The sequence below is a fragment of the Novosphingobium sp. CF614 genome (assembly GCF_900113255.1).
Taxonomy (GTDB): Bacteria; Pseudomonadota; Alphaproteobacteria; order Sphingomonadales; family Sphingomonadaceae; genus Novosphingobium.
Genome location: NZ_FOOR01000011.1, coordinates 60,539 through 85,689, shown reverse-complemented (window position 1 = coordinate 85,689; position 25,151 = coordinate 60,539). Strand labels below are relative to the sequence as shown.

Below are 25,151 nucleotides of genomic sequence, written 5' to 3'. Positions count from 1 at the left end.
CGGGCGGCGCCCCTCAGACCGTAAAGCTCTCCCCGCAGCCGCAGCTGCCCTTCGCGTTAGGGTTGTCGAACACGAAGCCGGCGGTGAAATCGTCTTCCTTCCAGTCCATCGTGCTGCCGACAAGGTAGAGCACCGAGGCACCGTCGATATAGAAGACGCCGCCGGGGGTTTCGATCTTCTCGTCGAACCGGGCCTCCTCGGTCACGTAGTCGACCGAGTAGGCCAGGCCCGAGCAGCCCCGGCGCGGGGTGGAGAGCTTGACGCCGATCGCGCCTTCGGGGGCATCGCCCATCAGCTTGGCGATGCGCGCTTCGGCGCCGGCCGTCAGCACGACGGCGGCCGGACGCTGGCGAGGCTTGGTCGTGGTCGTCATAGCTTCTTTTCCCAGAATTGCGCCGTCCCCGCCTGCGGATCGAGCGCATAGTTTCCGTAGCCGAGCGCGGCGTAAAGCGCCTTGGCGCGTTCGTTGCCGCTCAGCACTTCCAGCGTGACCTTGCAGGCGCCGCGCGCCCGCGCCTCCGCCTCGATCGCGGCGAACAGCGCGCGGGCGATGCCCTTGCCGCGCTGGCCGGGGATCACCGAGACGTCGTGGATATTGACGAGCGGCCGCGCCGCGAAAGTCGAAAAGCCCGTGAAACAGGTAGCCCCGCCCACCGGCTCGCCGCCCAGCCGGGCGATGAAGGCGAAGGCGCCCGGGAATTCGGCCAGCACCGGGCAAAGCCGCTCGCGCACGTCCGGAGCCAGCGGCCGGCCCCCGCCCATCGGATCGCGCGCGTAGGCGTCGAGCACGAAAACCAGCGCGGCGGCATCCGCCGGATCGGCGAAGTCCACCGCGTCGATCCGCAGGTCAAGGGCGAGGGCGTCGCTCACAGCATTCCCAGCTCCAGCTTCGCCTCGTCGGACATCTTGGCCATGTCCCATGGTGGATCCCAGACGAGATTGACCTCGCAGTCGCGCACGCCGGGCACTGCCGAGACGCGCAGTTCGACTTCACCGGGCATCGATTCGGCGACCGGGCAATGCGGCGTGGTCAACGTCATCGTCACCGCGACCGAAGCCTCGGGCGAGACATCCACCCCATAGATCAGGCCGAGGTCATAGATATTGACCGGGATTTCCGGATCGAAAATTTCCTTGAGCGCGGCGACCACGCCCTCGTAGACCGCGCCGCCCGGCTCGGCGGGATCGGCATCCCGCGGTTTCTCGGCCAGGAAGCCCTCGAGATAATCGCGCTTGCGTTCCAGCTTTTCGGTCACCGTTTCGACAGCCATTTCGACAGGCGCATCCTCGACCCGCGCACGTTGCGGCGGCGGCGCCGATTCGACCTGCTCGACGGCGAAGGTGGGCTTCTCGTCGTTCATCCAAAGATTCTCCTGGTGCGCTCGATCCCTTTCAGGAGCGCGTCGATATCGCTTTCATCATTGTAGAGCCCGAAACTGGCCCGCGCGGTGGCGGGAACGCCAAGGTGGTCCATCAGCGGCTGCGCGCAGTGGTGGCCGGCGCGGATCGCGACCCGCGTTCCATCGGGGGCTTCTTCATCCAATATGGTGCCGAGATCGTGCGGATGAACCCCGTCAAGCGCGAAACTGACGATGCCGGCCGAATCCTCCGGGCCGAACAGCGTCACGTCGTTGCGCTTGCGCAGTTCCTCGCGCAGCCGGGTGGCCAGATCGCGCTCATGCTTTTCGGCCCGGTCGAGGCCGATGGCACCGAGCCAGTCCATCGCCGCCGCCATGCCGATCGCCTCGACGATCATCGGCGTGCCCGCTTCGAAACGCTGCGGCGGCGGCGCGAACGTCGTCCTTTCGAAAGTGACGCGCTCGATCATCGCGCCGCCGCCGTGCCAGGGCGGCATCCCGTCGAGAATCTCCTCGCGCGCCCAAAGCACGCCGATGCCCGTGGGCCCATAGAGCTTGTGCGCGGAAAAGACGTAGAAATCGCAATCGAGCGCCGCCATGTCGAGCGCGATGCGCGGCGCTGCCTGGCACCCGTCCACCAGCAGCTTCGCGCCCACCGCATGGGCAAGGTCCGCCGCGCGCCTGACGTCCAGCACCGAGCCGAGCACGTTGGAGACATGCGCGAAGGCGACCAGCTTGTGCGCCGGGGTGAGCATCGCCTTGGCCGCGTCGAGATCGATCCGCCCGTCCGCCGTCAGCGGGCAGACGTCGATCGCCACGCCGGTGCGCTCGCGCAGCAATTGCCAGGGCACGATGTTGGAATGATGCTCCAGCGTCGAGAGGAGGATGCGATCACCCGCCTCAAGGTTTTCCGCGCCCCAGGTATTCGCCACCAGGTTGATCGCCTCGGTGGCGCCGCGCGTGAACACCACTTCGTCCTCGCGCGCGCCCAGGAACGCCGCCGTGCGCCGCCGCGCCGCCTCGAAGGCGAGCGTCATCGTCGCGGAGCGCGTGTAGACGCCGCGATGCACGGTGGCGTAGTCGCGGCCCATGGCATTGACGGTGGCGTCGATCACCGCGCGGGGCTTCTGCGCGGTGGCGGCAGTGTCGAGGTAATGCCAGCCGCCGGCGAGGCCGGGGAACTCGTCCTTCAGAGTGAGAGTAGCCGTGCTCACAGTATCGCCTCCAGCCGGGCCAGCGCCGTTTGGCCAAGCTGCGCTTCGCCGGACGCGCCGGTGAAGGCCTCGGCGATGAAGGCCTGCAGCATCAGCCGCTTGGCCTGCGGCGGCGTGAGCCCGCGCGACATCAGGTAGAACAGGCCCATGGCATCGAGTTCGCCGACCGCGCAGCCATGCGCCGCCTTGACGTCGTCGGCATAGATTTCGAGCTCGGGCCGGGCATTGGCGGTCGCCGTGCGGTCAAGCAGCATGGCACGCACCGACTGTTCGGCATCGGTCCCGTCGCTCCCGCGCGCCACCGCCACGCGGCCCAGATAAGTTCCGGTGGCATGGCCGGCCAGCACCGTGCGCACGACCTGGCGCGACGTGGCGTTGGGCGCGGCATGCGTGACTTCGGTGACGATCTCCAGCGTCTCCGAACCAGTGGCGATCTGCGCCGCGCCGAGCGTGAAGCCCGCGCCTTCGGCAAGCCTCACATCGATGGCGATGCGGCCATAGGCCGGACCCGCCGTCAGGACGCGCAAGTCCAGCTTCGCGCCCTTCCCCAGCCGGATATCGAGATGCCGCGCCACCGTGCCTTCTCCCAGCTCGATCACCTGGCGCGATTCGACAAGACCCGCGACGACTTCGATCTCCTCGCGCGGGACCGGCCAGACCGTGCGCAGGGCATCGATGTCCGAGTAGCGGAAATCCTCATCCTTGCGCGTGGGAAGGGTCAGCTCGACGTTCACGCCCAGTCCTTCCCGGCACGGGGAGGGGAGCCGCCGAAAGCAGTGGTGGAGGGCACTCGCGGCAAGCGCCGCGCCCGGAGGAGACTCCCCTCCGTCAGCGCCGCGCGCTGCCACCTTTCCTTATGGCGGAAGACAAGTTCGCTCGGCATCACGCCACCGCCTCGTAGCCCTGTTCCTCCAGCGCCAGCGCCAGCTCCGGCCCACCGGACTTGACGATGCGCCCGCCCGCAAGGACGTGCACGAAGTCCGGCTTCACGTAGTCGAGCAGGCGCTGGTAGTGCGTAATCAACAGCACCGCCTTGTCCGGCGCGCGCATGATCGCGTTGATACCCTCGCCGCAGATGCGCAGCGCGTCGATGTCGAGGCCCGAATCGGTCTCGTCGAGGATCGCCAGCTTGGGATCGAGAATGCCCATCTGCACCATCTCGGCGCGCTTCTTCTCGCCGCCCGAGAAGCCGACGTTCACCGGACGCTTGAGCATGTCCATGTCCATGCGCAGCAGCCCCGCCTTCTCCCGCGCCAGCTTGAGGAACTCGCCGCCGGACAGCGGCTCTTGCCCGCGCCCCTTGCGCTGCGCATTGGCCGCCTCGCGCAGGAACTGGACGAAGGACACGCCGGGAATCTCGACCGGATACTGGAAGCCGAGGAACAGGCCGGCGGCAGCGCGCTCGTGCGGTTCGAGGGCGAGCAGGTCATGGCCGAGAAAATCCACCGATCCACCGGTCACTTCATAGCCCGGCCGGCCGCCCAGCGTGTAACCCAGCGTCGACTTGCCCGCACCGTTGGGGCCCATGATCGCATGGACCTCACCCGCGTTGATAGTGAGCGAGAGGCCCTTGAGTATCGGCTTGTCGACAACGGTGGCGTGGAGGTTGGAGATTTCGAGCATGCTCATCCTTCGACGCCCTCGATCCTGAGGGCGGTCTGCTTGCGAATCCTGGGCCGTGAGAACGGCTTGTTCAGTTCGGCGTTGATCTCCCTGACCACGCCGTCGATGCCGGTCAGCACTTCGCTTTCGGCAAAGCGCAGGACGCGTATGCCCACGTCCGTCAGTTTCCTGTCCTGCAAGGCATCGACGTCGGCGTTGCCGTCCTCGGTGCTCAGCGAGACGACGATCCAGCGCGAAGGACAGGCGAAATCGACCACCGAGGAACCCACCACCGCCTGGCGGGTGAACTTCACCCCGCCGAGCTTCGAGCCGGACATCTCGGTCCAGAGCGCCTTCTGTGCCTCGGTCGGGTGGCGCCGCTGCTCGCGCGCGCGTTCCTTCAGGCGTTCGAGACGCGCGCCGGTGAGGGCGAAACCGGCGGTGGCGTCCGCCTTCGGCGCGGCGGCGTGGCTGACGCCCAGGGTCTTGCGGGCGGCGGTCATGCGGGGATTCCTTCACAATGGACAGGTTCAGGACGACGGGGGAGAAGAGATGAGCCGGAATGCATCATCCCACGCTCCCTTCCAGCGAAATCCCCAGCAGCTTCTGCGCCTCTACCGCGAATTCCATCGGCAGCTGCTGCAGCACTTCCTTGGCGAAGCCGTTGACGATCAGCGCCACGGCCTGCTCGGTGTCGAGCCCGCGCTGCATGGCGTAGAACAGCTGGTCGTCGCTGATCTTGCTGGTGGTCGCCTCGTGCTCGATCTGGGCGCTGGGGTTCCGCACTTCAATATAGGGAACGGTGTGCGCGCCGCACTCCTTGCCGAGCAGCAGCGAATCGCACTGGGTGAAGTTGCGCACGCCCTCGGCACCTGGGGCCACGCGCACCAGGCCGCGATAGGTATTGTTCGACTTGCCCGCGCTGATCCCCTTGGAGATGATGGTCGAACGGCTGCCGCGTCCGTTGTGGATCATCTTGGTGCCGGTATCGGCCTGCTGGTGGTTGTTGGTGACCGCGACCGAATAGAACTCGCCAACCGAATCCTCGCCGTTGAGGACGCAGCTCGGATACTTCCAGGTGATCGCCGAGCCGGTTTCGACCTGGGTCCAGGAAATCTTCGAACGCGCGCCCTGGCACAGCCCCCGCTTGGTGACGAAGTTGTAGATCCCGCCCTTCCCCTGCGCATCGCCGGGATACCAGTTCTGCACGGTGGAATACTTGATCTCCGCGTCCTCCATCGCGACCAGCTCGACCACGGCGGCGTGGAGCTGGTTCTCGTCGCGCTGGGGGGCGGTGCAGCCTTCCAGGTAGGAGACGTAGCTGCCCTTGGCGGCGACGATCAGCGTCCGCTCGAACTGGCCGGTGTTCTCCGCGTTGATGCGGAAATAGGTGGAAAGCTCCATCGGGCAGCGCACGCCTTCGGGCACGTAGACGAACGTGCCGTCCGAAAAGACCGCGCAGTTGAGCGCCGCGAAGTAGTTGTCGTGCTGCGGCACCACTTTACCCAGCCACTTCCGGACCATTTCGGGATATTCGCGGATCGCCTCGGAGATCGAGCGGAAGATGACCCCCGCCTGTTCCAGCTCCTTGCGGAAGGTGGTGGCGACCGAAACCGAATCAAACACCGCGTCGACCGCGATCTTGCGCGCGCCCTCGACACCGGCGAGCACTTTCTGCTCCTCCAGCGGAATGCCCAGCTTCTCGTAGACGCGCAGGATCTCGGGATCGACCTCGTCCAGGCTTCGCGGGCCGTCCTTCAGCTTGGGCGCGGCCCAATAGTAGGCATTCTGGTAGTCGATCGGCGGGACCGAGAGCTTCGCCCAATCCGGCGGCGTCATCTCCAGCCAGCGGCGGTAGGCCTTGAGCCGCCATTCCAGCATCCACTCGGGCTCTTCCTTCTTGGCCGAGATGAAGCGGACGGTATCCTCGGACAGCCCCTTGGGGCCGAACTCCTGCTCGATATCGGAAACCCAGCCGTGCTCGTACTCGGCCACGCGCGCCACCGCCGCGCGCGCGGCGGCATCGCGCACGGTTCCGTCGTGCGCCTCGGCGCGGGCGGCAGGGAGGGCTTCTTCGGTCATTCAAATATCCTCGGCAAGCTGGGTAAGCGCCACTTGCGCCAGGGCCCCGCGCAGGGCCGCGTTCACCGCCGGCCAATGGCCGCGCACGTTGCAGCCGGCCTCCAGCGTGCAGTCGCTCTTCGCCTGGTCCAGGCAGGCGGTAAGCGCGATCGGCCCTTCCACCGCCTCGACGATATCCGCCAGCGAAATCGCGGCCGGCGGGCGGGCAAGCTTGAGCCCTCCCCCGACGCCACGCGAAGAACGCATCAATCCCGCCGCGGCAAGCTTGCTCACAAGCTTCTGCACCGTCGGCACCGGAAGCCCGGTTTCCATCGCCAGTTGCCCGGCCGAGACGCGCGCGCCGCCACAATGCCGCGCGGCGGCGGACATGATGACGACGGCATAATCGGCCATGCTGGACAGGCGCATAATGCTGGTTTCCGGACCCGTGAGCTAAATCGGATTGATTCTTTCCGATTTCACCTAGTGCAGCACCGCTTCTGTTTCAATGGGGCTGTATGTCAATAGGTGCGGGTGCCCGCAGGAACCTTCCGCGCCGCGAAGGCGTTCTCGATAGGAGAAAAAAGGCGGTTTCCGGTCGAAACCGGAAACCGCCATCAAGGTAATAAAGAACTCGTGCGCATCCCGCTACGAGCCCTTCGGGTCGCGGCTTTCGTGTATGCCCCGGTCCCGGCGATTCATTGTAGATTTGCGACATGTCTTGTCCGATCCAGGCGATGCAACCGATTTTACCCCGATGCGCGGCGGGACTGTCCCGCAAGGAAGCATTTGAGCAGCGCCCTCGTCGGGGTTATGCGCTGCCCCCGTGCTCTATTCCCTCATCAGACCCGCCCTGTTCCGAATCGAGGCCGAGAAGGCCCACGGCCTTGCCCTTGGCGCGCTGAAGCTGGCCGCGCCGATGCGCCCGCGCGCATCCCCGGCCTGCCTGGCGACGCGGGTGGCCGGACTGGACTTTCCCAATCCAGTCGGCCTGGCCGCCGGATTCGACAAGGACGGCGAAGTGCCCGATGCCGTGCTGGCGCTCGGCTTCGGTTTCGTCGAAGTCGGCTCGATCACGCCGCTGCCGCAAGCCGGCAATCCCAGGCCGCGCCTGTTTCGCCTCGTCGAGGACCGCGCGGTAATCAATCGCATGGGCTTCAACAACGGCGGGGCGCAGGCCGCCGTCTACCGGCTCGAGGCACGTGCGGGGCGCCGGGGCGTGGTCGGCATCAATATCGGCGCCAACAAGGATTCGGCTGACCGGATTGCCGACTATGCGATCATGACCCGGCTGATGGCGCCGCTCGCCAGCTATCTCGCGGTCAACATCTCCAGCCCCAACACGCCGGGCCTGCGCGCACTCCAGGACGAATCGGCGCTGACCGGCCTGCTCGATGCCGTTGCCGCGGCGCGCGATTCGGTCTGCGGCGAAGACCATCGCCCTCCCGTGTTCCTCAAGGTCGCGCCCGATCTCGAGCCGGCCGATATCGACGCCATCGCGCGCATCGCGATCGACGGGAAGCTGGGCGCGCTGATCGTTTCCAACACCACGATCTCCCGCCCGAAGCTCGCATCGCCGCACGGGGGCGAGGCCGGCGGCCTGTCCGGCGCGCCGCTGCGCGAGCTTGCCCATCGGCGCCTGCGCGACTTTCGCCGGGCGACCGGCGGCATGATCCCGCTGGTGGGCGTGGGCGGCATCGCCACGGCGGAAGATGCCTGGGCGCGCATCCGGGCCGGGGCCAGCCTCATCCAGCTCTACAGCGCCATGGTCTACCAGGGCCCGGGCATCGCCCGCGCCATCTGCAAGGGGCTGGTCGAACTGATGAAGCGCGATGGCTTCACCTCGATCGCGGAAGCGGTTGGAACCGAATAGGGCATCGTGCCCAAAGCCTGCTCCACCCTGGCCGGCGAAGCCCGAGTTGCCGCGAACACAAGGCCCGCGTAGAGCGTTGTCCGGGCCGGCCGTTCACCGCGGGCGGCTCGCAAACGGGCAACGGCCAACGATGACGAGCATTCCCGCTCGATTTCGTCTATAATCAAACGGGAGGACACAAGGTCGTCATGGACCTCGCGGATTTCGACAGGAGCACCAACGTCGTCTCGTTGTTCCTTGCCCGGGCCGATGCGCTCGGCGAGGCGCCCATGCTCTGGGCCAAGCATGACGGTCGGTGGGTTTCGCTCAGCTGGGCCGAGGCCGCCCGCCGCGTCTGCCTGCTGGCCGGCGCGCTGCGCCGGCTTGGTCTGGAGGGGGGAGACCGCGTGCTGATCGTCTCGGAAAACCGCCCCGAATGGTGCCTGGCGGACCTTGCGATCATGGCCGCCGGCTGCGTGACGGTGCCGGCCTACACCACCAACACCACCCGCGATCACACCCATGTGATCGAGAACTCCGGCGCCCGGGCCGCGATCGTCTCCAATGCCAGGCTGGGCAAGGCGCTGTTGCCGGCGATCGTGCAGACCGACATGTGCCGCCACGTGATCGCCATCGAACCGCTCGCCCCGCCGCAAGGCGGCATCGTCGAGACCCATCGGTGGGATGCGATGCTCGAAGGCGATCCGGTCCAGGCGCGGGCCGAAGTGGACGCCCGGCTCGCCGCCATCGGCCGCAAGGATCTCGCCTGCATCATCTATACCAGTGGCACCGGCGGCGCCCCACGCGGCGTGCGCCAGCACCATGGCATGCTGCTGATGAACGTCGCCGGCGCCGCCGAGGTCATTGCCGAGGACTTCGGATGGCAACCCGGCGAGACTTTCCTGTCCTTCCTGCCGCTCAGCCACGCCTATGAGCATACCGGCGGCCAGTTCCTGCCGATCGGCCTGGGCGGCCAGATCTACTATGCCGAGGGACTCGAAAAGCTCGCCGCCAATATCGAGGAAGTGCGCCCCACCATCATGATCGTGGTCCCGCGCCTGTTCGAGGTGCTGCGCGCGCGAATCATGAAGCAGATCGAAAAGCAGGGCCCGGTCCCAAGGCGGCTGATGGAGTGGGCCATGGCAAGCGCGGGGCGCCGGGAATGCGGCCGGCGGCGCATCGCCGACCGCGCGGTCGAGCTGCTCGTCGAGCACACCCTGCGGCCCAAGGTGCGCGCGCGGTTCGGCGGGCGCATCAAGGCCCTGGTTTCGGGCGGTGCGCCGCTCAATCCCGAGATCGGCGTGTTCTTCGACGCGATGGGCCTCACCCTGCTGCAAGGCTACGGCCAGACCGAGGCCGGCCCGGTAATCTCGGTCAACCGGCCCAAGGCGGGCATAAAGATGGACACCGTCGGCCCGCCGCTGCGCGGCGTCGAGGTCAGGATCGCCCCGGACGGCGAGATCCTGGTACGCGGGGAACTGGTCATGGCCGGTTACTGGCACAATGAGGCCGCGACCGCCGACGTGCTGAAGCATGGCTGGCTGCATACCGGGGACATCGGCCATTTCGATGCCCAGGGCCGCATCTGCATCACCGATCGCAAGAAGGACATGATCGTCAACGACAAGGGCGACAACGTCTCGCCGCAGAAAGTCGAATCGATGCTGACGCTGCAACCGGAAATCGCGCAGGCGATGGTTTCGGGCGATCGCCGCCCCTACGTGGTCGGCCTCGTCGTTCCCGACGCCGACTGGGCGCTGCAATGGGCGCGCGACAACGGCGAGTCCTTCGATTTCAGGAAACTGCAGTCCCTCCCTGCCTTCCGCGCCGCGATCCGCACCGTGATCGACCGCGTCAACACTGATCTCTCGGTGATCGAAAAGGTCCGCCAGTTCACGTTCGCCGACGAACCGTTCGGAATCGAAAACGAGGAAATGACGCCGAGCCTCAAGATCCGCCGGCACAAGCTCAGGGAACGCTACGGCGACCGGCTGGATGCGCTGTACAAGGGGTGATCCGACCGCTCGATCCCGGATCCCGTCCGGACATTCCGGCTCAGCCCTTCACGAATTTCCGCGCCGATCGATACGGGGCCCCGGACATGCATGATACCTGGCCGCTCGGAGCGAGGCTTGGCAATAGGCTATACCAAGTATTGCTGAAATCTAGAAATTCTATATATATGTCAATCAGATAGGGCCGCCCGTCAGGCGCTGGCAGATCAGATCGAGCTGGTCCAGCGTGGCATAGCGGATCGTCACCGAGCCCGACGTGGGATCGGTATCGGCGTTGATCTTCACCGGCAGGCCGAGGAATTCCTCGAGATGGCCCTGCACCGCGGCGATGTCCGCATCGGCGGAGGCGTTGCGCGGCGATCGGGCGCGGCGCGGGGCGGCGTCGCCGCGCTGCTTCTTGCGCACCAGCTTCTCGATCTCGCGCACCGACATCTGCCGGGCGATCGCGGCCTCGGCGATATCGACGGCATCGTCGCAGCCGATCAACGCCCGGGCATGGCCCATCGACAGCTCGCCTTTCTCGACGCGCTCGATCACGCCTTCGGGCAGCGCCAGCAGCCGCTGGAAATTGGCGACGTGGCTGCGGCTCTTGTCGACCATGCGGGCGATCTCGGCCTGGGACATGCCTTCGAATTCGGCGAGACGGTTGTAGGCGCGCGCTTCCTCGATCGGATTGAGATCCTCGCGCTGCAAGTTCTCGATCAGCGCCAGCGCCATGACTTCGCGCTCGGACAGTTCGCGCACCAATGCCGGTATTTCGTGCAGCCGCGCCTTCTGCGCGGCGCGCCAACGACGCTCGCCGGCGACGAGTTGGTAACGGCCATTGTCCATGGGCCGCACGATGATCGGCTGGATCACCCCGCGCTGGGCGATCGACGCGGCCAGTTCATCGAGCGCGGCTTCATCGAAGAACCGGCGCGGCTGATCGGGATGCGGCGTGATATCGCCGATCGCCAGGACGGCGAGCCCGCCCGAGCGTGACGGCGCCGGCCCCCTGCCCTCTGCAGCCGGCACGGGCTCTTCCCGCCGAGATTCCCCCAGCAGCGCGCCAAGCCCGCGCCCCAGGCCCTTGGGCTTCTGCTTGGACGAGGATTGCGACTGCGGTTGTAACTCGGGCTGCGGTTGCGGCTGCGGCCGGGGTACGCTGATGCGGATAATCGAATCGTCGTTCATGCCGCTTTCCTCTTTTCGGGCAGTCGGGTGATGAGTTCGCGCGCGAGCGCCATGTAGGCGCGGCTGCCGGCACAGGCGTGATCGTAGATCAGCGCCGGCACGCCGTGGCTCGGGGCTTCGGACAGGCGGACGTTGCGCGGTATCGTGGTTTCGAACACGAGCTGCCCCAGGCACGATCGCACGTCGTCCGAAACCTGGTCGGTCAGCCGGTTGCGCCGATCGTACATGGTGAGCGCGATGCCGATGATGCCGAGATCGGGATTGAAGCGCTGCTGAACCCGCTCGACGGTCTGGAGAAGCTGGCTGAGCCCCTCGAGCGCGAAGAACTCGCACTGGAGCGGCACCAGCAGGGTATCGGCGGCGGTAAGCGCATTGAGCGTGAGCAGGCCCAGCGAAGGCGGGCAATCGACCAGGCAGACGTCATAGCCCAGGTCGACGCGCAGCGCGGCGCGCAGGCGGTGCGCGCGGTCGTCTACATTCACCAGCTCAACTTCCGCGCCGGAAAGGTCGACGGTCGCGGGCAGCAGGTCGAGCCCGGGAATGCTGGTGGGCATGACGCATTCGCTGATCGCCGTGCGATCGACCAGCACATCGTATGACGAATTCCCACGTTCGGACGCGGGGACGCCGATCCCGGTCGAGGCATTGCCTTGCGGATCGAGGTCGATCAGCAGCGTCTTCCACCCCGTAGCGGCAAGCGCGGTGGCGACGTTGATCGCCGTCGTCGTCTTCCCGACGCCGCCTTTCTGGTTGGCAATGGCAATCCGGATCACTTGGCCTTACCCTTCCTGCCGGCAAGCGTGCCGACAATGATGCCTGCCTGCGGGTCCGTCAGGGACTGTTCCACGTGGAACACATGCCGCCACTCGCGAAGGTCGTGCAATTCTTGCTGTGCCGACTGCCCTTTGGGCAACAGCCATATCGTGTCACTTGTGGAAAATCGCGCGGATAACGTCAGAAGGCGCGTCAAAGGCGCGAATGCGCGGGCGGATATGACGGCGGCCTGACAAGACTCCACCATTTCGAGCCGCTGGCCGACCACGCGCGCCCGATCGAGGCCCATGGCGATTCGCGCTCGGTCGAGCCAATCGATTCGCCGCGCGCGCGATTCGATCATCAGCACCTCGCACTCGGGCCTGAGGGCTGCGATCACCAGGCCCGGAAATCCCGCGCCGGTGCCAAGGTCCATCCATGGTCCTGTTCCACGTGGAACAAACGGCAGCAGCTGGGCGCTGTCCGCGATATGACGCAGCCAGACCTGGCCAAGGCTGGCCTCCGAAACCAGGTTCTGCCGCTGGTTTTCCTGCGCCAGCAGCGCGGCCAACATTTCCAGCCGCGCCATCGCCGCATCGTCGCATTCGGGCAGCGCGCGCAGCCAGGCCCGCGCATCATCCTCGGTGGTAATCAAGCGGCCTCCCGGCGGGCGTGGACCAGCAGCGCGGCAAGCGCGGCCGGGGTGATGCCGGGGATCCGGCCAGCCGCCGCCAGCGTCGCCGGCCGCGCGCTGGTCAATCGCTCCACCATCTCGCGCGAGAGACCGGGAATGTCCTCGTAGGGAAAGTGATCGCCCAGCGGCAGGGCTTCGCTTGCCCGCAAGTCGCGCAGTTCGCGCTCCTGTCGTTCCAGGTACGGAGCATAGGCGGCATCTTCCACCATCTCCGCCACCAGGTCCGCATCGACGAGCAGGCCCGGATCGAGCCAGGGCGCCAGGCCCTGGAGATCGACACTGCCAAAGCGCAGCCACTCCCGGATCGGGAGGCGCCCGACATCGGTGCGCACCGGCAGGCCCGCGCTTGCCAGTTCCGCCGCCGAGACCGGGCTGTCGAACGCGCGGGCCAGGTCCGCTCTCACCGCTTCCCGGTTCTCGAACCAGGCGCGGCGCTCGGGGCCTGCTGCTCCCACCGCCATCGCCAGCGGCGTCAGGCGGGTCGCCGCGTTGTTGGCGCGAAGCCGCAGCCGGTACTCGGCGCGCGCGGTGAGCATGCGATAGGGCTCGCTGACCCCGTGCAGGGTCAGGTCGTCGATCATCACCGCCATGTAGCTGTTGGCCCGGTCGAGCGCCGGCGCCTCGCGTCCCAGCACCGTGGCCGCCGCGTGCAGGCCCGCGACGAGGCCCTGCGCCGCCGCCTCCTCATAGCCCGTGGTGCCGTTGATCTGGCCGGCGCAATGGAGGCCGGGAATGTCGCGCAGCTCCAGGCTGGGGCGCAGCGCGCGCGGATCGATGTGATCGTACTCGACGGCATAGCCCGGCACGACCATCTCGACCGCCTCCAGCCCTTCCATCGTGCGCAGCATCTCCAGCTGGACTTCGGCGGGCAACGAAGTGCTGATCCCGTTGGGATAGACCAGGTGCGTGTCGAGGCCTTCGGGCTCGAGAAAGATCTGGTGCCCGTCCCGATCGGCGAAGCGATGGATCTTGTCCTCGATCGAGGGGCAGTAGCGCGGCCCCCGCGCGCCGATCGCGCCGGAGAACAGCGGCGAGCGATGGAGGTTGGCCCGGATCACCTCATGGCTGCGCGGATTGGTGCGGGTGATCGCGCAGAACACTTGCGGGTTCGTCCGCCTCCCCTTCCCGAGCGCCGACGCCGTGGCTGACCCGATGGCCGACCCCATGGCGGACATCGTCCAGTCCTCGCCATCGGAGGGCTGCTCGTCGAGCCGCGCCCAGTCGATGGTGCGGCCATCGAGCCGGGGCGGCGTGCCCGTCTTGAGCCGGGCCATCGGCAGCGCGGCATCACGCAGCTGCGCCGCCAGCTTGCGCGCCGAAGCCTCTCCGATGCGCCCGCCGGCGATTCGCTCCTCGCCCCGAAACAAGGTGCCGCCCAGGAAGGTGCCGGTGCACAGCACCACCGCCGGCGCGGCGAGGCGGGTGCCGTCAGCCAGATCGATGCCAGTCGCCCTGCCCCCTTCGAGAACGAGCGCGGCGGCTTCTCCGGCCACCAGCGTCAAGTCGCCCTGTTGCTTGAGCAAGCGGTGGATCGCCGCCTTGAACAGCTTGCGGTCGGCCTGGACGCGCGGGCCCTGAACCGCGCTGCCCTTGGAGCGATTGAGCATGCGGTAGTGAATCGCCGCGGCATCGGCGGCGCGGGCAATCAGGCCGTCGAAGGCATCGACCTCGCGCACGAGGTGCCCCTTGCCAAGGCCGCCGATCGCCGGGTTGCAGCTCATCGCACCGATCGCCTCGAGATCGAAACTGACCAGCGCGACGCACGCACCCATGCGCGCGGCCACTCCCGCCGCTTCGCAGCCGGCATGGCCGCCGCCGATCACGATCACATCAAACGAACGCATGAGCCGCGCCTTACCCGAGCGCGGGATTCGCGTCAAAGCGCGAGCGCATGTTCCACGTGGAACCGGAAATGGGGCATATCTTGGCCGCGCTCACCCTCGCGCTCGGGTCACCTCGGCCCCCTCTTGAACCCCTCTTGCCCCCTGTTCATCCCCCCTTGGTCAAGCATCATTTGCCGATGCAAAAACGCCCGAACAGGGCATCGAGCATGTCCTCGGTGGTCGCCCGCCCCACCAGCGCATCGAAAGCGACGCGGGCCAGGCGCAGGGCTTCGGCCGTCAGCAGCGGGTCGCTTTCACGTGTGGCATCGCCCAGCGCCACCTCGGCCTGGGCCAGCAGCGCGTGCTGGCGGCGATTGAGCGCCGCGTCGCCCGGCCTCGGCAGTGCCCGCGCCGCGCTCTCGACGAGGTCGCGGCGCAGGCCGTCGAGGCCTTCGCCGGTCACGGCCGAGACGCGGTGGCGCGGGCCTATCTTGGATGGAATTCCTTCGCGGTCGCATTGGGCGGCGATTTCCCAGCTTCCTTCGGGACCCGCCCCTTCCCCGCCCAGCCAAAGCACGAGGTCGGCCCGTTCGAGCGCGGCGCGGGCGCGGGCGATGCCGATGACTTCGATCTCGTCGCCGGATTCATCGCGCAGTCCGGCGGTATCGGCAAAGACGAATGGAACGCCCTCAATCGCCACCGCGCGGGTGAGAACGTCGCGCGTGGTCCCGGCCAACGGCGCGGTGATCGCCGCCTCGTCTTCGACCAGGGCATTGAACAGGGTGCTCTTGCCGGCATTGGGCGGACCGGCGAGCACGACACGGAATCCCTCGCGCAAGGCTTCGGCGCGGGGGCGCGCGAGCCATTCCCGGAGCTCCCTGGCAAGCTCATCGAGCCGCGCGGCGAAATCGGGCGGGAGATGGGCAACGTCATCCTCGTCGCCGAAATCGAGCACCGCCTCGACCGCGGCGGATGACGCCAGGACCCGCTCACGCCAGCCTTCCACCAGCCGGGAGAAGGCGCCGCCCGCCATCGCCATCGCGGCGCGGCGCTGCAACTCGGTTTCGGCCGAGAGCAGGTCGGCCAACCCCTCCGCCTCGGCAAGATCGATGCGGCCATGGGCGAAAGCGCGGCGGGTGAATTCGCCGGGCCCCGCACGGCGCAGCCCGGGCATGCCGGCAAGCGCCGCCTCGACGGCTGCGACCACCGCCCTGCCCCCATGCAAGTGTAATTCCACCAGGTCCTCGCCGGTTGCCGTGCGCGGCCCGGGAAACCAGAGCACCAGCGCCCGGTCGAGCACCGCTTCATCCTGCATTGTTCCACGTGGAACACGCAAGGTTCGATAGCTCGCCAGGCGCGGCCGGGGCAAGCCGCCGGCCAACGCCGCGAGCGCCGCGCCGGCTTGCAGTCCGCTCACCCGGACGATGGCGACGGCGGCGGGCGGAGACCCGCTCGAAAGCGCGAAGATCGTATCGGCCATGATGATCCGGGCTTCCCCGATGGAAGCCCTCCCGATCCCTATTCGCCCTTCTTGGGCTTGCCGGGCGAAGAACCGCTCATCGCCATGGCCACGCCGCTTTCGAGGAATTTCTGAAAGAGCTTGAGCCCGAATTCGCCCATCGGAGCGATCTGCCTGGTCAATTCCTGCAACTGGTCGAAATTGCCGGCGCCCTGCATCGCGTTGGTCAGCGCGTCGACATAGACCTCGTTGGCCCTGGTCACGTCCGGCAGGCCGAGAAAGCGCCGAGCCTCTTCCGGCGAGCATTCGACCTCGACATTGACCTTCATACCGGGCCTCCCGCTGGAATTCTTTGACATAGCTGACACATGCGCTTCACAAAGTCCATTGCAAGAGCTTAGGCAGGAACAGCCAATTCAGGAGAGACGCCCCATGTCCACCAACACCGAAATTCCCACGCTCGACGGCGACGGCATGATCCCGGCTTACGTCGCCCGGCCCGAGGGCACGCCGCGCGGCGCGATCATCGTTCAGCAGGAGATCTTCGGCGTCGACGCCGGCATCCGCAAGAAAGCGGACGGCTGGGCCGCGAAAGGCTATCTCGCGGTGGCCCCCGACAGTTTCTGGCGCCAGCAGCCGGGCCTCGAGCTGGATGCCGACGTGCCCGAGCAGTTCCAGCAGGCCGTGGGCTACATGATGAAGCACGACTTCGACCTGGGCATTCGCGACATCGAAGCCGTGATCCATTGGATTCGCCGGGAAGCGGGCGTCGCCAAAGTCGGCCTTGTCGGTTACTGCATGGGCGGACGCATCGCCTACATGACGGCCGCGCGTACCGATATCGATGCCTCGGTCGGCTATTACGGCGTGTCGATCGACAAGATGCTCAATGAAAAGCACGCGATCGCCCGCCCGCTGATGCTGCACATCCCCACCGCCGACGGCTTCGTGCAACCCGAAGCGCAAAAAGCGATGCACGAAGGCCTGGGCGATCATCCGCGCGTGACGCTTTACGACTACGAAGGCCTGGACCATGGCTTCGCCGCCGAAATCGGCTCGCGCCGCAACGAGGCGGGCGCGGCCCTGGCGGACAGCCGCACCGAGGCGTTCTTCGCCGAACACCTCGGCTGAAGCAGGAGTGCATCGGGGGAGGCCGTGACGGGACACGGCCGCCCTGCCCGATGACCCATGCGGCCCAGAACCTTCAGGGCGCATGAACGAAAAGGACCGCCACCGCTCATGACACGCGGATACCGGATGATCGTGCGGGCCCACGGCGGCCCCGAGGCCATCGAGCGCGAGGAGTTCGAGGTTCCCTCGCCCGGTCGCGGCGAAGTGCTGATCGAGACCGAGGCGGTCGGGCTCAATTTCATCGATACCTATTACCGCAAGGGCCTCTATCCGGATGCGCTGCCGATCCGGCTGGGATCGGAAAGCGTGGGGCGGATCGTGGCGCTGGGCGAAGGCGTCGGCGGCTTCGCGATGGGCGAGCGGGTCGGGACCACCATGGCCGGCGGGGCCTATGCCTCGCACCGGCTGATCCCGGCGGACAAGGCCATGCGCATTCCCGCCGGCATCGCCCCGGAAACCGCCGCCGCGGTCATGCTCAAGGGGCTGACGGCCTGCTACCTGGCCGAGGATACATTCGCCGCCCGGGCCGGGCACGTCGCGCTGGTCCATTCGGCGGCGGGCGGCGTCGGATCGCTGCTAGTGCCCTGGCTGCTCGACAAGGGGGTGACGGTGATCGCTCACGCAGGTTCAGCCGCGAAGGCCGCGCAAGTGCCGACCCGGCACTCGCTTTCCTGTGATCTCGATGACTTGCCCGGGAACGTCAGCGCCGTGACCGGCGGCGCGATGTGCCATGTGGTCTATGACGGGGTGGGCGCGGCCTCATGGTCCGCTTCGCTCGCCTGCCTGCGGCGGCGCGGGATGATGGTAAGCTATGGCAATGCCTCGGGCGCGGTGCCGCCGGTCTCGCTGCTGGATCTGATGCGCGGCGGATCGCTCTATGTCACGCGCCCTACCCTGGCCGACTATGTCGCCACACCGGAAATGCTGGCTGCCAGCGCCAAGAAGCTGTTCGACCGCATCGCCGGCGGTGTGCTCGATCCCAAGATCGGCCAGACCTTCAGGCTTGACGATGCCGCCGAGGCGCACCGGGCGCTCGAAAGCCGCGCCACCACGGGATCGACAGTGCTGATCCCGTGACGGCATGCTTTTTCAGGCAGCTTCCTTCTCGATGAATTCGGGATAGAAGCTCGGCTCGCGTTCCGACCAGCCCGGCGCGGTGGCGGCGGCTTCGCTGATCGAATGGAGCAGCATCTTGCGCCGGTCGGGCCGGATCTGCGGCAGCGCGGCGGCGCCGCAGAAGGCGCCCGGCAGCCAGGGACGAATCCAGGCACCAAGCAGGCGCTCGTAGAGGAAGCGGAATGCCGAGAAGCTGCCAAGCTTCTCCTGCGCGAGATCGAACGCCGCCGTGCGCACCAGCTTGCCCATGAAGGCCTCGAGATCCTCGAAACCAATGTCGTCGGGACGCATCGCGCGCAGAACCTTGAGGTCCTGATAAGCCACGTACTGCTTGCGAATCGAAGCGACTTCGGCATCGTCGCGCGCCCAGAGCTTGAAGGCATCCTGGCGACCGAGCCCCACATCGAGGCTGCGCCGGATATAGCGCTGCTCGCAAGGCGTGAAACTGGCGAACTCGCGCAGTTCGCTGATCGTCAAAGTTGCCGTACCTGCATAAGCCATGGCCATGAACCCCCGTGACCGTTGCGACTCGTAAAGGATCCCCCCTTCACGAATCGCAGTTAACCATCACTCGGTTGCCAAGCCATTAACTATGCAAAGGTTTGTGTACTACCGGCACCGTAAGTAATCCGAAACGATTTGGTTAACCATCCTAACCGGCGTGTTTCCCAGAAATATGGCCCCTTCGCTTCGGCATTCGTTAAGAACGCGGCGACGCGGGAGGAGTGCCGGGTGAAGGAATGCGGCAAGGCCGACGATCCGGCGATCAGATCATGCCGGCCAGCGGGCTCGACGGGTCGGCATAGCGCCGGGTGGCCATGCGCCCGGCAAGGTACGCGTCGCGCCCCGCCTCCACCGCGAGCTTCATCGCACGCGCCATGCGGAGCGGGTCCTTGGCCTCCGCGATCGCGGTATTCATCAGCACGCCGTCGCAGCCCAGTTCCATCGCCACGGCCGCGTCCGAAGCGGTGCCGACGCCGGCATCGACCAGCACCGGCACATTGGCCCCCTCGACGATCAGGCGGACGGTGACCTTGTTCTGGATACCGAGGCCGGACCCGATCGGCGCGCCCAGCGGCATGATCGCCACCGCGCCCACCTCTTCAAGCTGCTTCGCCGCGATCGGATCGTCCACGCAGTAGACCATCGGCGCGAAGCCTTCCTTCGCCAGCACTTCGCAGGCCTTCAGCGTCTCGCGCATGTCCGGGTAAAGCGTGCGCGCCTCGCCCAGCACTTCGAGCTTGACGAGATTCCAGCCGCCCGCCTCGCGCGCCAGGCGCAAGGTGCGGATCGCCTCATCGGCCGTGAAGCATCCGGCGGTGTTGGGCAGGTAGGTGATCTTCTTCGGATCGATGAAATCGGTCAACATCGGCGCCTTGGGATCCGATATGTTGACCCGCCGCACCGCGACCGTGACGATCTCCGCACCGGAAGCCTCCACCGCCGCCGCGTTCTGGGCGAAGTCCTTGTACTTGCCGGTGCCGACGATCAGGCGCGAGGAGAAAGTGCGGCCGGCGACCGTCCAGGTATCGGCAAGGGCAGCGGCGCCGGGGGTGTCGGAGGTGTCGACAAGCGTATCGGTCAAGGTTCGCATCCTTTCGGGAGCGGGCTGGCTTTCGGGAGCGGGCTGGTCAGGAATAGCGGCACTGCGGGGCTCATCCGCCGCCCACGAAATGAACGATTTCCAGCACGTCGCCATCGGCGAGGGGCACATCGGCCAGCGTCGAGCGCGGGGCGATCTCGGCATTGCGCTCGACCGCGACCTTCCGCGGATCGAGTCCGAGACTGGCGACGAGATCGGCGATCGTCGCACCCGGCGCGATCCGGCGCGGTTCGCCGTTGACGGTGAGCAGGAGTTCGCCAGGGGTTTCCGAAGCCATCCTTGCGCAGATAGCGTTCAGCAGGCGGCGTGCAAGTTCCGAATGTGGGCGAAGGCGACCAGCGACACGCCCAGGACCGTCAGCACCGCCTCGGGCAACCCGTGCCCCACGGCGATCGCCGCCGCCATCAGCGACAGGCCCAGCCCGCCAACCACCAAGGGCCCGACCCGGCCATGACGCAAGGCGCCAAAGCCGAGCGAGGCAAGGCCGACGACCAGGGCCAGCGCCAGCCCGACTCGATGGATCGCCGGCGAAAGCAGCGCCTCTCCGCCCAGGCCCAGCAGGCCGACGAGCAGCACGCCAAGCAGGCAATGCACCGCGCACAGTCCGCTCAGGATGATTCCCGCCCGGTCCAGCCGGTCTCGAATCGCGGTAAGGGCACTACGCATGCCGTCGCAATATGTGATGTTGTATCATCAATCAAGGCCCGCCCCAAATTGGCCCCCGAAACAGGACACGCCCGCATACCGCAACGTCCGGTCGACGGGCCACTTGCACAAATCGCCGCGAAATCGCAGGGAGTCGCGCCATGGGAGTCACACGGACATGAGAGTTGCAGACGGTCGCCCCATCATCGGCACCACCGACGATATCGCACCGATGGTGCGCTGGCTGCTGACGGTAGCGGCGCTGGTGGTATTGATCGTGGCCGTTGGCGGGATCACCAGGCTCACCGAATCGGGGCTCTCGATCACCCAGTGGAAACCGATCACCGGCGCCATTCCCCCGCTCACCCAGGCGCAGTGGCAGGCCGAGTTCGAAAGCTACCAAAAGATCCCGCAGTACCTTGACGTCAACGGTCCGGCGGGAATGACGCTGGCCCAGTACAAGTTCATCTATTTCTGGGAATGGGTCCACCGCCTGCTGGCGCGCCTGATCGGCCTGGCTTTCGCGCTGCCGCTGGCCTGGTTCTGGTACAAGCGCACGATCCCGCTCGGCTACAAGCCCCGCCTGCTGGCGCTGCTGGCGCTGGGCGGGCTGCAGGGTGCGGTGGGCTGGTGGATGGTCTCCTCCGGCCTCACCCCGGAAGCAGCCGACCGGGTGAACCATTTCCGGCTTGCCGCCCACCTGCTGGTGGCGCTGACGACCCTGGGCGGCCTGGTATGGACCGCGCTTGACCTCAAGGCGCTCGACCGCGGCGAGCCGCCCGCGCGTTTCACCCGCCTTGCCGGTTTCGCGCTGGCGGCCCTGGCTTTCCAGCTGTTCATGGGGGCGATGGTCGCGGGCCTGCGGGCAGGCTATGTCTCCGGGGCAGGCTGGTTCAGCATGAACGCCTGGCCGCTGATGCAGGGCAGCTTCGTACCCGATGGCATCGATTGGTCGGGAGGATTCCCCCACGCCGTCTTCAACGATCCGTTCCTCACCCATTTCATCCACCGCTGGTGGGCCTGGGTCGTCGTCGCGGTGCTGGTCGTCCTGGCCCGCAAGTTGCGCGCGCGGGACCGGATGATCTCGGTCGCCGTGCACAGCGCCTTTGGAACCCAGGTGATCCTGGGCATCTGCACGGTGTGGTCGGGCATGACGCTGTGGCTGGCGGTCGCGCATCAGCTGTGCGGCGCCCTTCTCGTCGCCGCGACCGTATGGGGCGCGCACGCGCTAGGCCGGCGCGACAGCACGAACTTCCAGGGCGGCCCGCGCCGATGAGCGGCGCGGCGCTCATCTGGTGCCCTTTCCCCGACGAGGATGCCGCGCTCGCGGCGATCCATGTCCTGCTCGACGAAAGACTGATCGCCTGCGGAAACGTGCTCCCGGCGATGACCAGCATCTTCGTGTGGAACGGCGTGAAGGACACCGCGCGAGAGGTCGGCGTCCTGCTGAAGACCGGTACGGGCCTGCTCCAAACCGCCATCCGGCGGCTGACCGAACTCCACCCCTACCAGGACCCGGCCGTGCTCGGCTGGCACTGCGACGCGGCCGCGCCCGCGACCCTTGCCTGGCTGGCGGAAATCCCCGAAAAATCCTGACGGTATTATTTTACCTCCCTGCAATACCGCGGTCTTGCTTGACTTCCCGGCCCGTTTCGACGAATTGGCCGCCTTCCCGTGCGGCGGGAGATTCGTTGGAGCATCTGGCGCCGCGCGCACGAAACATAGGGATAAGACCAGCCATGAAGGCGCTTACGAAGGTCACCCGGTCGATCAAGCCGGCCGAGGTGGAAAAGAAGTGGCATCTGATCGATGCCGAGGGTCTGGTGGTTGGCCGCCTCGCGGTCGTGATCGCCGATCTGCTGCGCGGCAAGCACAAGCCGAGCTTCACCCCGCACGTCGATTGCGGCGACCATGTCGTCGTCGTCAACGTGGAGAAGGTCCGTTTCACGGGCAACAAGCTGAAGCAGCAGACCTACTACAAGCACACCGGCTATGCCGGCGGCATCAAGGAAGTGACGGCGGACAAGGTTCTCGCGGGGCGTTTCCCCGAACGTGTCCTTGAAAAGGCCGTTGAGCGCATGATCCCGCGTGGTCCGCTCGGCCGCGCGCAGATGCGCGCGCTGCACCTCTACGCCGGCACCGAGCACCCGCACGGTGGCACCCAGCCCGAAGCGCTCGACGTCGCTTCGATGAACCGCAAGAACAAGGTGGGCGCGTAATGTCCGATACCGATACCGTCCAGAGCCTGTCCGACCTCAAGGACATCGCCGGCACCGTGGTCGTCGAATCGACCACTCCGGCCGCTCCCGTTTCCAACGCCCCGCTGCGCGAGCAGGAGATCGACGCCCAGGGCCGCGCTTACGCCACCGGCCGCCGCAAGGACGCCGTGGCCCGCGTCTGGCTGAAGCCCGGCAGCGGCAAGGTCACCGTCAACGGCCGCGACCAGGAAGTCTACTTCGCGCGTCCGACCCTGCGCCTCGTCATCAACCAGCCCTTCGTGGTCGGCGGGCGTGAGGACCAGTACGACGTCGTCGCCACCGTCAAGGGCGGCGGCCTCTCGGGCCAGGCGGGCGCCGTCAAGCACGGCATCGCGCAGGCGCTTTCGAAGTACGAGCCCACGCTGCGCGCCGCGGTCAAGGCCGCCGGCTTCCTCACCCGCGACAGCCGCGTGGTGGAGCGCAAGAAGTACGGCCGCGCCAAGGCCCGCAAGAGCTTCCAGTTCTCGAAGCGCTAAGACTTCGAAATCTCGAACCTTTCAAGGGGTCGCGGGCAACCGCGGCCCCTTTTGCTTTGCGCCGCCTGCCAACGGGCGGTTTCGGCCGGCCACCCATGTTCCGCGCATGATACCTTGTCATAGCAAGGTATCATGTACCGCCCTGTACTTTTTATAACATGGTATCTTGCATAGAACAGTAGCTTGCGATACACACTCCTCATCCGCAGGAGATGATTCGATGTCCGAAATCGAAATCCAGTTGAAGAAAGGGGTCCTGGGCCTTTGCGTCCTGGCCTTGCTGTCGCGCGGGAACAGCTATGCCTACCAGATCGCCAGTCGCATGGCCGACGCGGTCGATATGGGTGAAGGTACGATCTACCCGCTGATGCGCCGCATGCAGTCCGAAGGGCTGGTGACCACCTACCTCGAGGAATCGCCCTCGGGCCCGCCCCGCAAGTACTATCGCATCACCGAGACCGGCCGTTCGCGCCTGGCCGAACAGGTCGAGGAATGGCGCGGCTTCACCGCCGCCGTCGACGGCATGATCGCAGAAGCCGCCGCGCCCGCGATGCCTCAGGACGATCGCATGCAGGAAGGGGAACCCAGCCATGAAGCGTAACGAATTCATCAAGCGCCTGAAGGCGGCCCTCAAGGGCATGCCCCAGGACGACATCGACGAGATCGTCGCCGACTACGAGGATCACTTCGCCGCCGGCCTTGCCGAAGGGCGAAGTGAAGAGGAAGTCGCCGCCGCCCTTGGCAATCCCGCCCGCCTGGCGCGCGAACTGCGCTTCGAGGCCGGTTTCCGCAATTGGGAAGCGGGACGCTCGCCCTCGTCCGCGTGGGGCGCGATCCTGGCGTTCATGGGCCTGGCCACCATCGACATCCTGATCCTGCTGCCGATCGTGCTGCCGGTGATAGGCGTGGTGTTCGGCCTGTTCGTGGCCGTGGTCGCCTGCTTCATCGCCGGCGGCTTCATCCTGATCGCCGGCCCGTTCAGCGGCTTTCCCGGTGGTTGGCTGGTCGCGATCCTGGCGGGCCTCGGCACGATGAGCGCCTCGGTCGCCGCCGGTGCCTTGCTGACGCTGGTCAGCATCTGGATCATCAATGCCCTCATGTGGTTCGGCCGCCTGCACTACAGGGTGATCGAACCGGCCATCCATTCCGAAGACTGACGAGACGAGAAGGAGGAACAAGAGATGCTCAGGAAACTGCTCATCGTATTCGCCAGCGGCGTGATCCTGTCGATCGTCGCGTTCGGCGCGGCCTGGGTCGCCGGCGGCGAGAAGCTGCACAAGGATTTCGCCAAGGGCGACGGCTGGTCCTGGACCATCGGCGAAGAGAATCACGGCCCCACCAGGAACCGCGCCTTCGCTGTCGCGCCGGGCACGCAGCTGGCCATGGAAATCCCGGTGGGTCTGACCTTCACCCGGGGTGAAAAGGCCGAAATGGTGGTGTCCGGCCCCGCCAGCCTGGTCGACCGGCTGATATGGCGCAACGGCCGCCTCTCGCTCCCCGGCAACACCCATATGCGTCATGGCCTCAAGGTCAGGATCACCGCGCCCGAGATCACCGGCCTCGATCTCGATGCCCCGGGCGACGTGACCCTGACCGGGCTGCAGCAGGACCGGTTCACGCTGAATTCGCATGGGCCCATCGATCTCGATGCCCAGGGCAAGGTCCGCCAGTTGTTCATCACCGTCACCGGCCCGGGCGACATAGACCTCGGCAAAGTCGAGGGCGAGGATGCGACCGTCCGCCTCGATGGCGTCGGCGACGTGACGCTCGGCGCGACCGGCCTGGTCGACGTGGAGATCAACGGCGTGGGCAACGTCACTCTGCTACGCAAGCCGCAAAGCCTGCGCAGCAGCATCCACGGCCTCGGTTCGATCGATCACGACTACTGACACGGGTTCGGGGAAGAAAACCGCCGCGA

30 protein-coding genes are annotated in these 25,151 nt (G+C 66.8%); 11 read left to right on the top strand and 19 right to left on the bottom strand.

Annotated elements, in window-relative coordinates; genetic code table 11:
- Positions 1–13: 13 nt before the first annotated feature.
- The 9 genes from BM052_RS13180 to BM052_RS13140 all read right to left on the bottom strand — a co-directional run bounded on the left by BM052_RS13180 (position 14) and on the right by BM052_RS13140 (position 6,664).
- Positions 14–373 carry a HesB/IscA family protein gene (locus tag BM052_RS13180; RefSeq protein ID WP_091147611.1) on the bottom strand — a complete coding sequence of 120 codons (360 nt, stop codon included), beginning with the start codon at positions 371–373 and terminating at the stop codon, positions 14–16.
- Entirely contained in the window at positions 370–870 is a 501-nt protein-coding gene (locus BM052_RS13175) for a GNAT family N-acetyltransferase (RefSeq protein WP_255406127.1), read from the bottom strand. The genes BM052_RS13180 and BM052_RS13175 overlap by 4 nt, the downstream gene beginning before the upstream one ends.
- Positions 867–1,361, bottom strand: a complete 495-nt coding sequence (locus BM052_RS13170) for an SUF system Fe-S cluster assembly protein (RefSeq protein ID WP_091147608.1) — start codon at positions 1,359–1,361, stop codon at positions 867–869. The genes BM052_RS13175 and BM052_RS13170 overlap by 4 nt, the downstream gene beginning before the upstream one ends.
- The gene (locus tag BM052_RS13165; protein ID WP_091147607.1) at positions 1,358–2,572 is read right to left on the bottom strand and encodes an aminotransferase class V-fold PLP-dependent enzyme; all 1,215 of its coding nucleotides are present in this window, start codon (positions 2,570–2,572) and stop codon (positions 1,358–1,360) included. The genes BM052_RS13170 and BM052_RS13165 overlap by 4 nt, the downstream gene beginning before the upstream one ends.
- A complete protein-coding gene (locus BM052_RS13160; protein ID WP_091147605.1) occupies positions 2,569–3,306 on the bottom strand; it encodes a SufD family Fe-S cluster assembly protein in 738 nt (245 codons plus the stop codon). Before BM052_RS13160 ends, BM052_RS13165 begins: the two co-directional genes overlap by 4 nt.
- 148 nt (positions 3,307–3,454) lie before the next feature.
- Complete coding sequence (sufC, locus tag BM052_RS13155; protein ID WP_091147604.1) at positions 3,455–4,195, bottom strand: Fe-S cluster assembly ATPase SufC; 741 nt, start codon at positions 4,193–4,195, stop codon at positions 3,455–3,457.
- Positions 4,196–4,197: 2 nt separating this feature from the next.
- Positions 4,198–4,677, bottom strand: coding sequence for an endonuclease domain-containing protein (locus BM052_RS13150; protein ID WP_091147602.1), 480 nt, complete (start codon positions 4,675–4,677; stop codon positions 4,198–4,200).
- A gap of 64 nt (positions 4,678–4,741) precedes the next feature.
- Positions 4,742–6,256: a Fe-S cluster assembly protein SufB gene (sufB, locus tag BM052_RS13145; RefSeq protein ID WP_091147600.1), complete on the bottom strand. Its 1,515-nt coding sequence runs from the start codon at positions 6,254–6,256 to the stop codon at positions 4,742–4,744.
- The gene (locus tag BM052_RS13140) at positions 6,257–6,664 is read right to left on the bottom strand and encodes an SUF system Fe-S cluster assembly regulator (protein WP_091147599.1); all 408 of its coding nucleotides are present in this window, start codon (positions 6,662–6,664) and stop codon (positions 6,257–6,259) included.
- A gap of 397 nt (positions 6,665–7,061) precedes the next feature.
- Between BM052_RS13140 and BM052_RS13135 the strand changes: the two genes are divergently transcribed.
- Complete coding sequence (locus BM052_RS13135) at positions 7,062–8,108, top strand: quinone-dependent dihydroorotate dehydrogenase (protein WP_091147597.1); 1,047 nt, start codon at positions 7,062–7,064, stop codon at positions 8,106–8,108.
- Positions 8,109–8,296: 188 nt separating this feature from the next.
- The gene (locus BM052_RS13130; protein WP_091147596.1) at positions 8,297–10,102 is read left to right on the top strand and encodes an AMP-dependent synthetase/ligase; all 1,806 of its coding nucleotides are present in this window, start codon (positions 8,297–8,299) and stop codon (positions 10,100–10,102) included.
- Between the two features lie 174 nt (positions 10,103–10,276).
- Here BM052_RS13130 and BM052_RS13125 read toward each other — a convergent pair whose 3' ends face one another.
- The 6 genes from BM052_RS13125 to BM052_RS13100 form a co-directional block, all read right to left on the bottom strand.
- Complete coding sequence (locus BM052_RS13125) at positions 10,277–11,275, bottom strand: ParB/RepB/Spo0J family partition protein (RefSeq protein WP_091147594.1); 999 nt, start codon at positions 11,273–11,275, stop codon at positions 10,277–10,279.
- The gene (locus tag BM052_RS13120) at positions 11,272–12,048 is read right to left on the bottom strand and encodes a ParA family protein (protein ID WP_091147592.1); all 777 of its coding nucleotides are present in this window, start codon (positions 12,046–12,048) and stop codon (positions 11,272–11,274) included. The genes BM052_RS13125 and BM052_RS13120 overlap by 4 nt, the downstream gene beginning before the upstream one ends.
- A complete protein-coding gene (gene rsmG, locus BM052_RS13115; protein ID WP_177198469.1) occupies positions 12,045–12,683 on the bottom strand; it encodes a 16S rRNA (guanine(527)-N(7))-methyltransferase RsmG in 639 nt (212 codons plus the stop codon). The genes BM052_RS13120 and rsmG overlap by 4 nt, the downstream gene beginning before the upstream one ends.
- Entirely contained in the window at positions 12,680–14,566 is a 1,887-nt protein-coding gene (gene mnmG / locus BM052_RS13110) for a tRNA uridine-5-carboxymethylaminomethyl(34) synthesis enzyme MnmG (RefSeq protein WP_091147591.1), read from the bottom strand. The genes rsmG and mnmG overlap by 4 nt, the downstream gene beginning before the upstream one ends.
- A gap of 166 nt (positions 14,567–14,732) precedes the next feature.
- Positions 14,733–16,025 carry a tRNA uridine-5-carboxymethylaminomethyl(34) synthesis GTPase MnmE gene (mnmE, locus tag BM052_RS13105; RefSeq protein ID WP_091147589.1) on the bottom strand — a complete coding sequence of 431 codons (1,293 nt, stop codon included), beginning with the start codon at positions 16,023–16,025 and terminating at the stop codon, positions 14,733–14,735.
- Between the two features lie 38 nt (positions 16,026–16,063).
- Positions 16,064–16,333: a DUF6489 family protein gene (locus tag BM052_RS13100; RefSeq protein WP_091147587.1), complete on the bottom strand. Its 270-nt coding sequence runs from the start codon at positions 16,331–16,333 to the stop codon at positions 16,064–16,066.
- Positions 16,334–16,436: 103 nt separating this feature from the next.
- Between BM052_RS13100 and BM052_RS13095 the strand changes: the two genes are divergently transcribed.
- Both BM052_RS13095 and BM052_RS13090 read left to right on the top strand, forming a co-directional pair.
- Positions 16,437–17,135, top strand: a complete 699-nt coding sequence (locus BM052_RS13095; RefSeq protein ID WP_091147586.1) for a dienelactone hydrolase family protein — start codon at positions 16,437–16,439, stop codon at positions 17,133–17,135.
- 108 nt (positions 17,136–17,243) lie between these two features.
- Positions 17,244–18,212 (top strand): quinone oxidoreductase family protein, encoded by a 969-nt coding sequence (locus BM052_RS13090; RefSeq protein WP_091147583.1) that lies wholly within the window; start codon positions 17,244–17,246, stop codon positions 18,210–18,212.
- A gap of 12 nt (positions 18,213–18,224) precedes the next feature.
- Here BM052_RS13090 and BM052_RS13085 read toward each other — a convergent pair whose 3' ends face one another.
- From BM052_RS13085 to BM052_RS13070, 4 genes are all read right to left on the bottom strand, one after another.
- Entirely contained in the window at positions 18,225–18,752 is a 528-nt protein-coding gene (locus BM052_RS13085) for a hypothetical protein (RefSeq protein WP_091147641.1), read from the bottom strand.
- A 265-nt stretch (positions 18,753–19,017) separates the two neighbouring features.
- Positions 19,018–19,836, bottom strand: coding sequence for a bifunctional sulfur carrier protein/thiazole synthase protein (locus BM052_RS13080; protein ID WP_255406126.1), 819 nt, complete (start codon positions 19,834–19,836; stop codon positions 19,018–19,020).
- 70 nt (positions 19,837–19,906) lie between these two features.
- Positions 19,907–20,131: a sulfur carrier protein ThiS gene (thiS, locus tag BM052_RS13075; protein WP_091147577.1), complete on the bottom strand. Its 225-nt coding sequence runs from the start codon at positions 20,129–20,131 to the stop codon at positions 19,907–19,909.
- 17 nt (positions 20,132–20,148) lie between these two features.
- Positions 20,149–20,520: a MerC domain-containing protein gene (locus tag BM052_RS13070; protein ID WP_091147576.1), complete on the bottom strand. Its 372-nt coding sequence runs from the start codon at positions 20,518–20,520 to the stop codon at positions 20,149–20,151.
- Between the two features lie 157 nt (positions 20,521–20,677).
- Between BM052_RS13070 and BM052_RS13065 the strand changes: the two genes are divergently transcribed.
- From BM052_RS13065 to BM052_RS13035, 7 genes are all read left to right on the top strand, one after another.
- Positions 20,678–21,775, top strand: a complete 1,098-nt coding sequence (locus tag BM052_RS13065; RefSeq protein ID WP_091147574.1) for a COX15/CtaA family protein — start codon at positions 20,678–20,680, stop codon at positions 21,773–21,775.
- Complete coding sequence (cutA, locus tag BM052_RS13060; protein WP_091147572.1) at positions 21,772–22,095, top strand: divalent-cation tolerance protein CutA; 324 nt, start codon at positions 21,772–21,774, stop codon at positions 22,093–22,095. Before BM052_RS13065 ends, cutA begins: the two co-directional genes overlap by 4 nt.
- A gap of 143 nt (positions 22,096–22,238) precedes the next feature.
- On the top strand, positions 22,239–22,718 hold the full coding sequence (gene rplM / locus BM052_RS13055; protein ID WP_091147569.1) for a 50S ribosomal protein L13: 480 nt from the start codon (positions 22,239–22,241) through the stop codon (positions 22,716–22,718).
- Entirely contained in the window at positions 22,718–23,233 is a 516-nt protein-coding gene (rpsI, locus tag BM052_RS13050) for a 30S ribosomal protein S9 (RefSeq protein WP_091147566.1), read from the top strand. The genes rplM and rpsI overlap by 1 nt, the downstream gene beginning before the upstream one ends.
- Before the next feature lie 220 nt (positions 23,234–23,453).
- Entirely contained in the window at positions 23,454–23,834 is a 381-nt protein-coding gene (locus tag BM052_RS13045; RefSeq protein ID WP_091147564.1) for a PadR family transcriptional regulator, read from the top strand.
- Complete coding sequence (locus BM052_RS13040; RefSeq protein ID WP_091147562.1) at positions 23,824–24,390, top strand: DUF1700 domain-containing protein; 567 nt, start codon at positions 23,824–23,826, stop codon at positions 24,388–24,390. Before BM052_RS13045 ends, BM052_RS13040 begins: the two co-directional genes overlap by 11 nt.
- Before the next feature lie 24 nt (positions 24,391–24,414).
- Positions 24,415–25,122: a GIN domain-containing protein gene (locus BM052_RS13035; RefSeq protein WP_091147559.1), complete on the top strand. Its 708-nt coding sequence runs from the start codon at positions 24,415–24,417 to the stop codon at positions 25,120–25,122.
- Positions 25,123–25,151 lie beyond the last annotated feature (29 nt).

Bases quoted from the DNA above. Each gene is read 5' to 3' on its own strand.
- BM052_RS13095 (WP_091147586.1), top strand. From the start codon at position 16,437: ATGTCCACCAACACCGAAATTCCCACGCTCGACGGCGACGGCATGATC.
- thiS (WP_091147577.1), bottom strand. From the start codon at position 20,131: ATGGCTTCGGAAACCCCTGGCGAACTCCTGCTCACCGTCAACGGCGAA.
- BM052_RS13140 (WP_091147599.1), bottom strand. From the start codon at position 6,664: ATGCGCCTGTCCAGCATGGCCGATTATGCCGTCGTCATCATGTCCGCC.
- BM052_RS13040 (WP_091147562.1), top strand. From the start codon at position 23,824: ATGAAGCGTAACGAATTCATCAAGCGCCTGAAGGCGGCCCTCAAGGGC.
- BM052_RS13100 (WP_091147587.1), bottom strand. From the start codon at position 16,333: ATGAAGGTCAATGTCGAGGTCGAATGCTCGCCGGAAGAGGCTCGGCGC.
- sufC (WP_091147604.1), bottom strand. From the start codon at position 4,195: ATGCTCGAAATCTCCAACCTCCACGCCACCGTTGTCGACAAGCCGATA.
- BM052_RS13090 (WP_091147583.1), top strand. From the start codon at position 17,244: ATGACACGCGGATACCGGATGATCGTGCGGGCCCACGGCGGCCCCGAG.
- cutA (WP_091147572.1), top strand. From the start codon at position 21,772: ATGAGCGGCGCGGCGCTCATCTGGTGCCCTTTCCCCGACGAGGATGCC.
- rplM (WP_091147569.1), top strand. From the start codon at position 22,239: ATGAAGGCGCTTACGAAGGTCACCCGGTCGATCAAGCCGGCCGAGGTG.
- BM052_RS13070 (WP_091147576.1), bottom strand. From the start codon at position 20,520: ATGCGTAGTGCCCTTACCGCGATTCGAGACCGGCTGGACCGGGCGGGA.
- BM052_RS13180 (WP_091147611.1), bottom strand. From the start codon at position 373: ATGACGACCACGACCAAGCCTCGCCAGCGTCCGGCCGCCGTCGTGCTG.
- mnmE (WP_091147589.1), bottom strand. From the start codon at position 16,025: ATGGCCGATACGATCTTCGCGCTTTCGAGCGGGTCTCCGCCCGCCGCC.
- rpsI (WP_091147566.1), top strand. From the start codon at position 22,718: ATGTCCGATACCGATACCGTCCAGAGCCTGTCCGACCTCAAGGACATC.
- BM052_RS13065 (WP_091147574.1), top strand. From the start codon at position 20,678: ATGAGAGTTGCAGACGGTCGCCCCATCATCGGCACCACCGACGATATC.
- BM052_RS13130 (WP_091147596.1), top strand. From the start codon at position 8,297: ATGGACCTCGCGGATTTCGACAGGAGCACCAACGTCGTCTCGTTGTTC.
- BM052_RS13035 (WP_091147559.1), top strand. From the start codon at position 24,415: ATGCTCAGGAAACTGCTCATCGTATTCGCCAGCGGCGTGATCCTGTCG.
- sufB (WP_091147600.1), bottom strand. From the start codon at position 6,256: ATGACCGAAGAAGCCCTCCCTGCCGCCCGCGCCGAGGCGCACGACGGA.
- BM052_RS13170 (WP_091147608.1), bottom strand. From the start codon at position 1,361: ATGAACGACGAGAAGCCCACCTTCGCCGTCGAGCAGGTCGAATCGGCG.
- BM052_RS13150 (WP_091147602.1), bottom strand. From the start codon at position 4,677: ATGACCGCCGCCCGCAAGACCCTGGGCGTCAGCCACGCCGCCGCGCCG.
- BM052_RS13045 (WP_091147564.1), top strand. From the start codon at position 23,454: ATGTCCGAAATCGAAATCCAGTTGAAGAAAGGGGTCCTGGGCCTTTGC.
- BM052_RS13125 (WP_091147594.1), bottom strand. From the start codon at position 11,275: ATGAACGACGATTCGATTATCCGCATCAGCGTACCCCGGCCGCAGCCG.
- mnmG (WP_091147591.1), bottom strand. From the start codon at position 14,566: ATGCGTTCGTTTGATGTGATCGTGATCGGCGGCGGCCATGCCGGCTGC.
- BM052_RS13085 (WP_091147641.1), bottom strand. From the start codon at position 18,752: ATGGCTTATGCAGGTACGGCAACTTTGACGATCAGCGAACTGCGCGAG.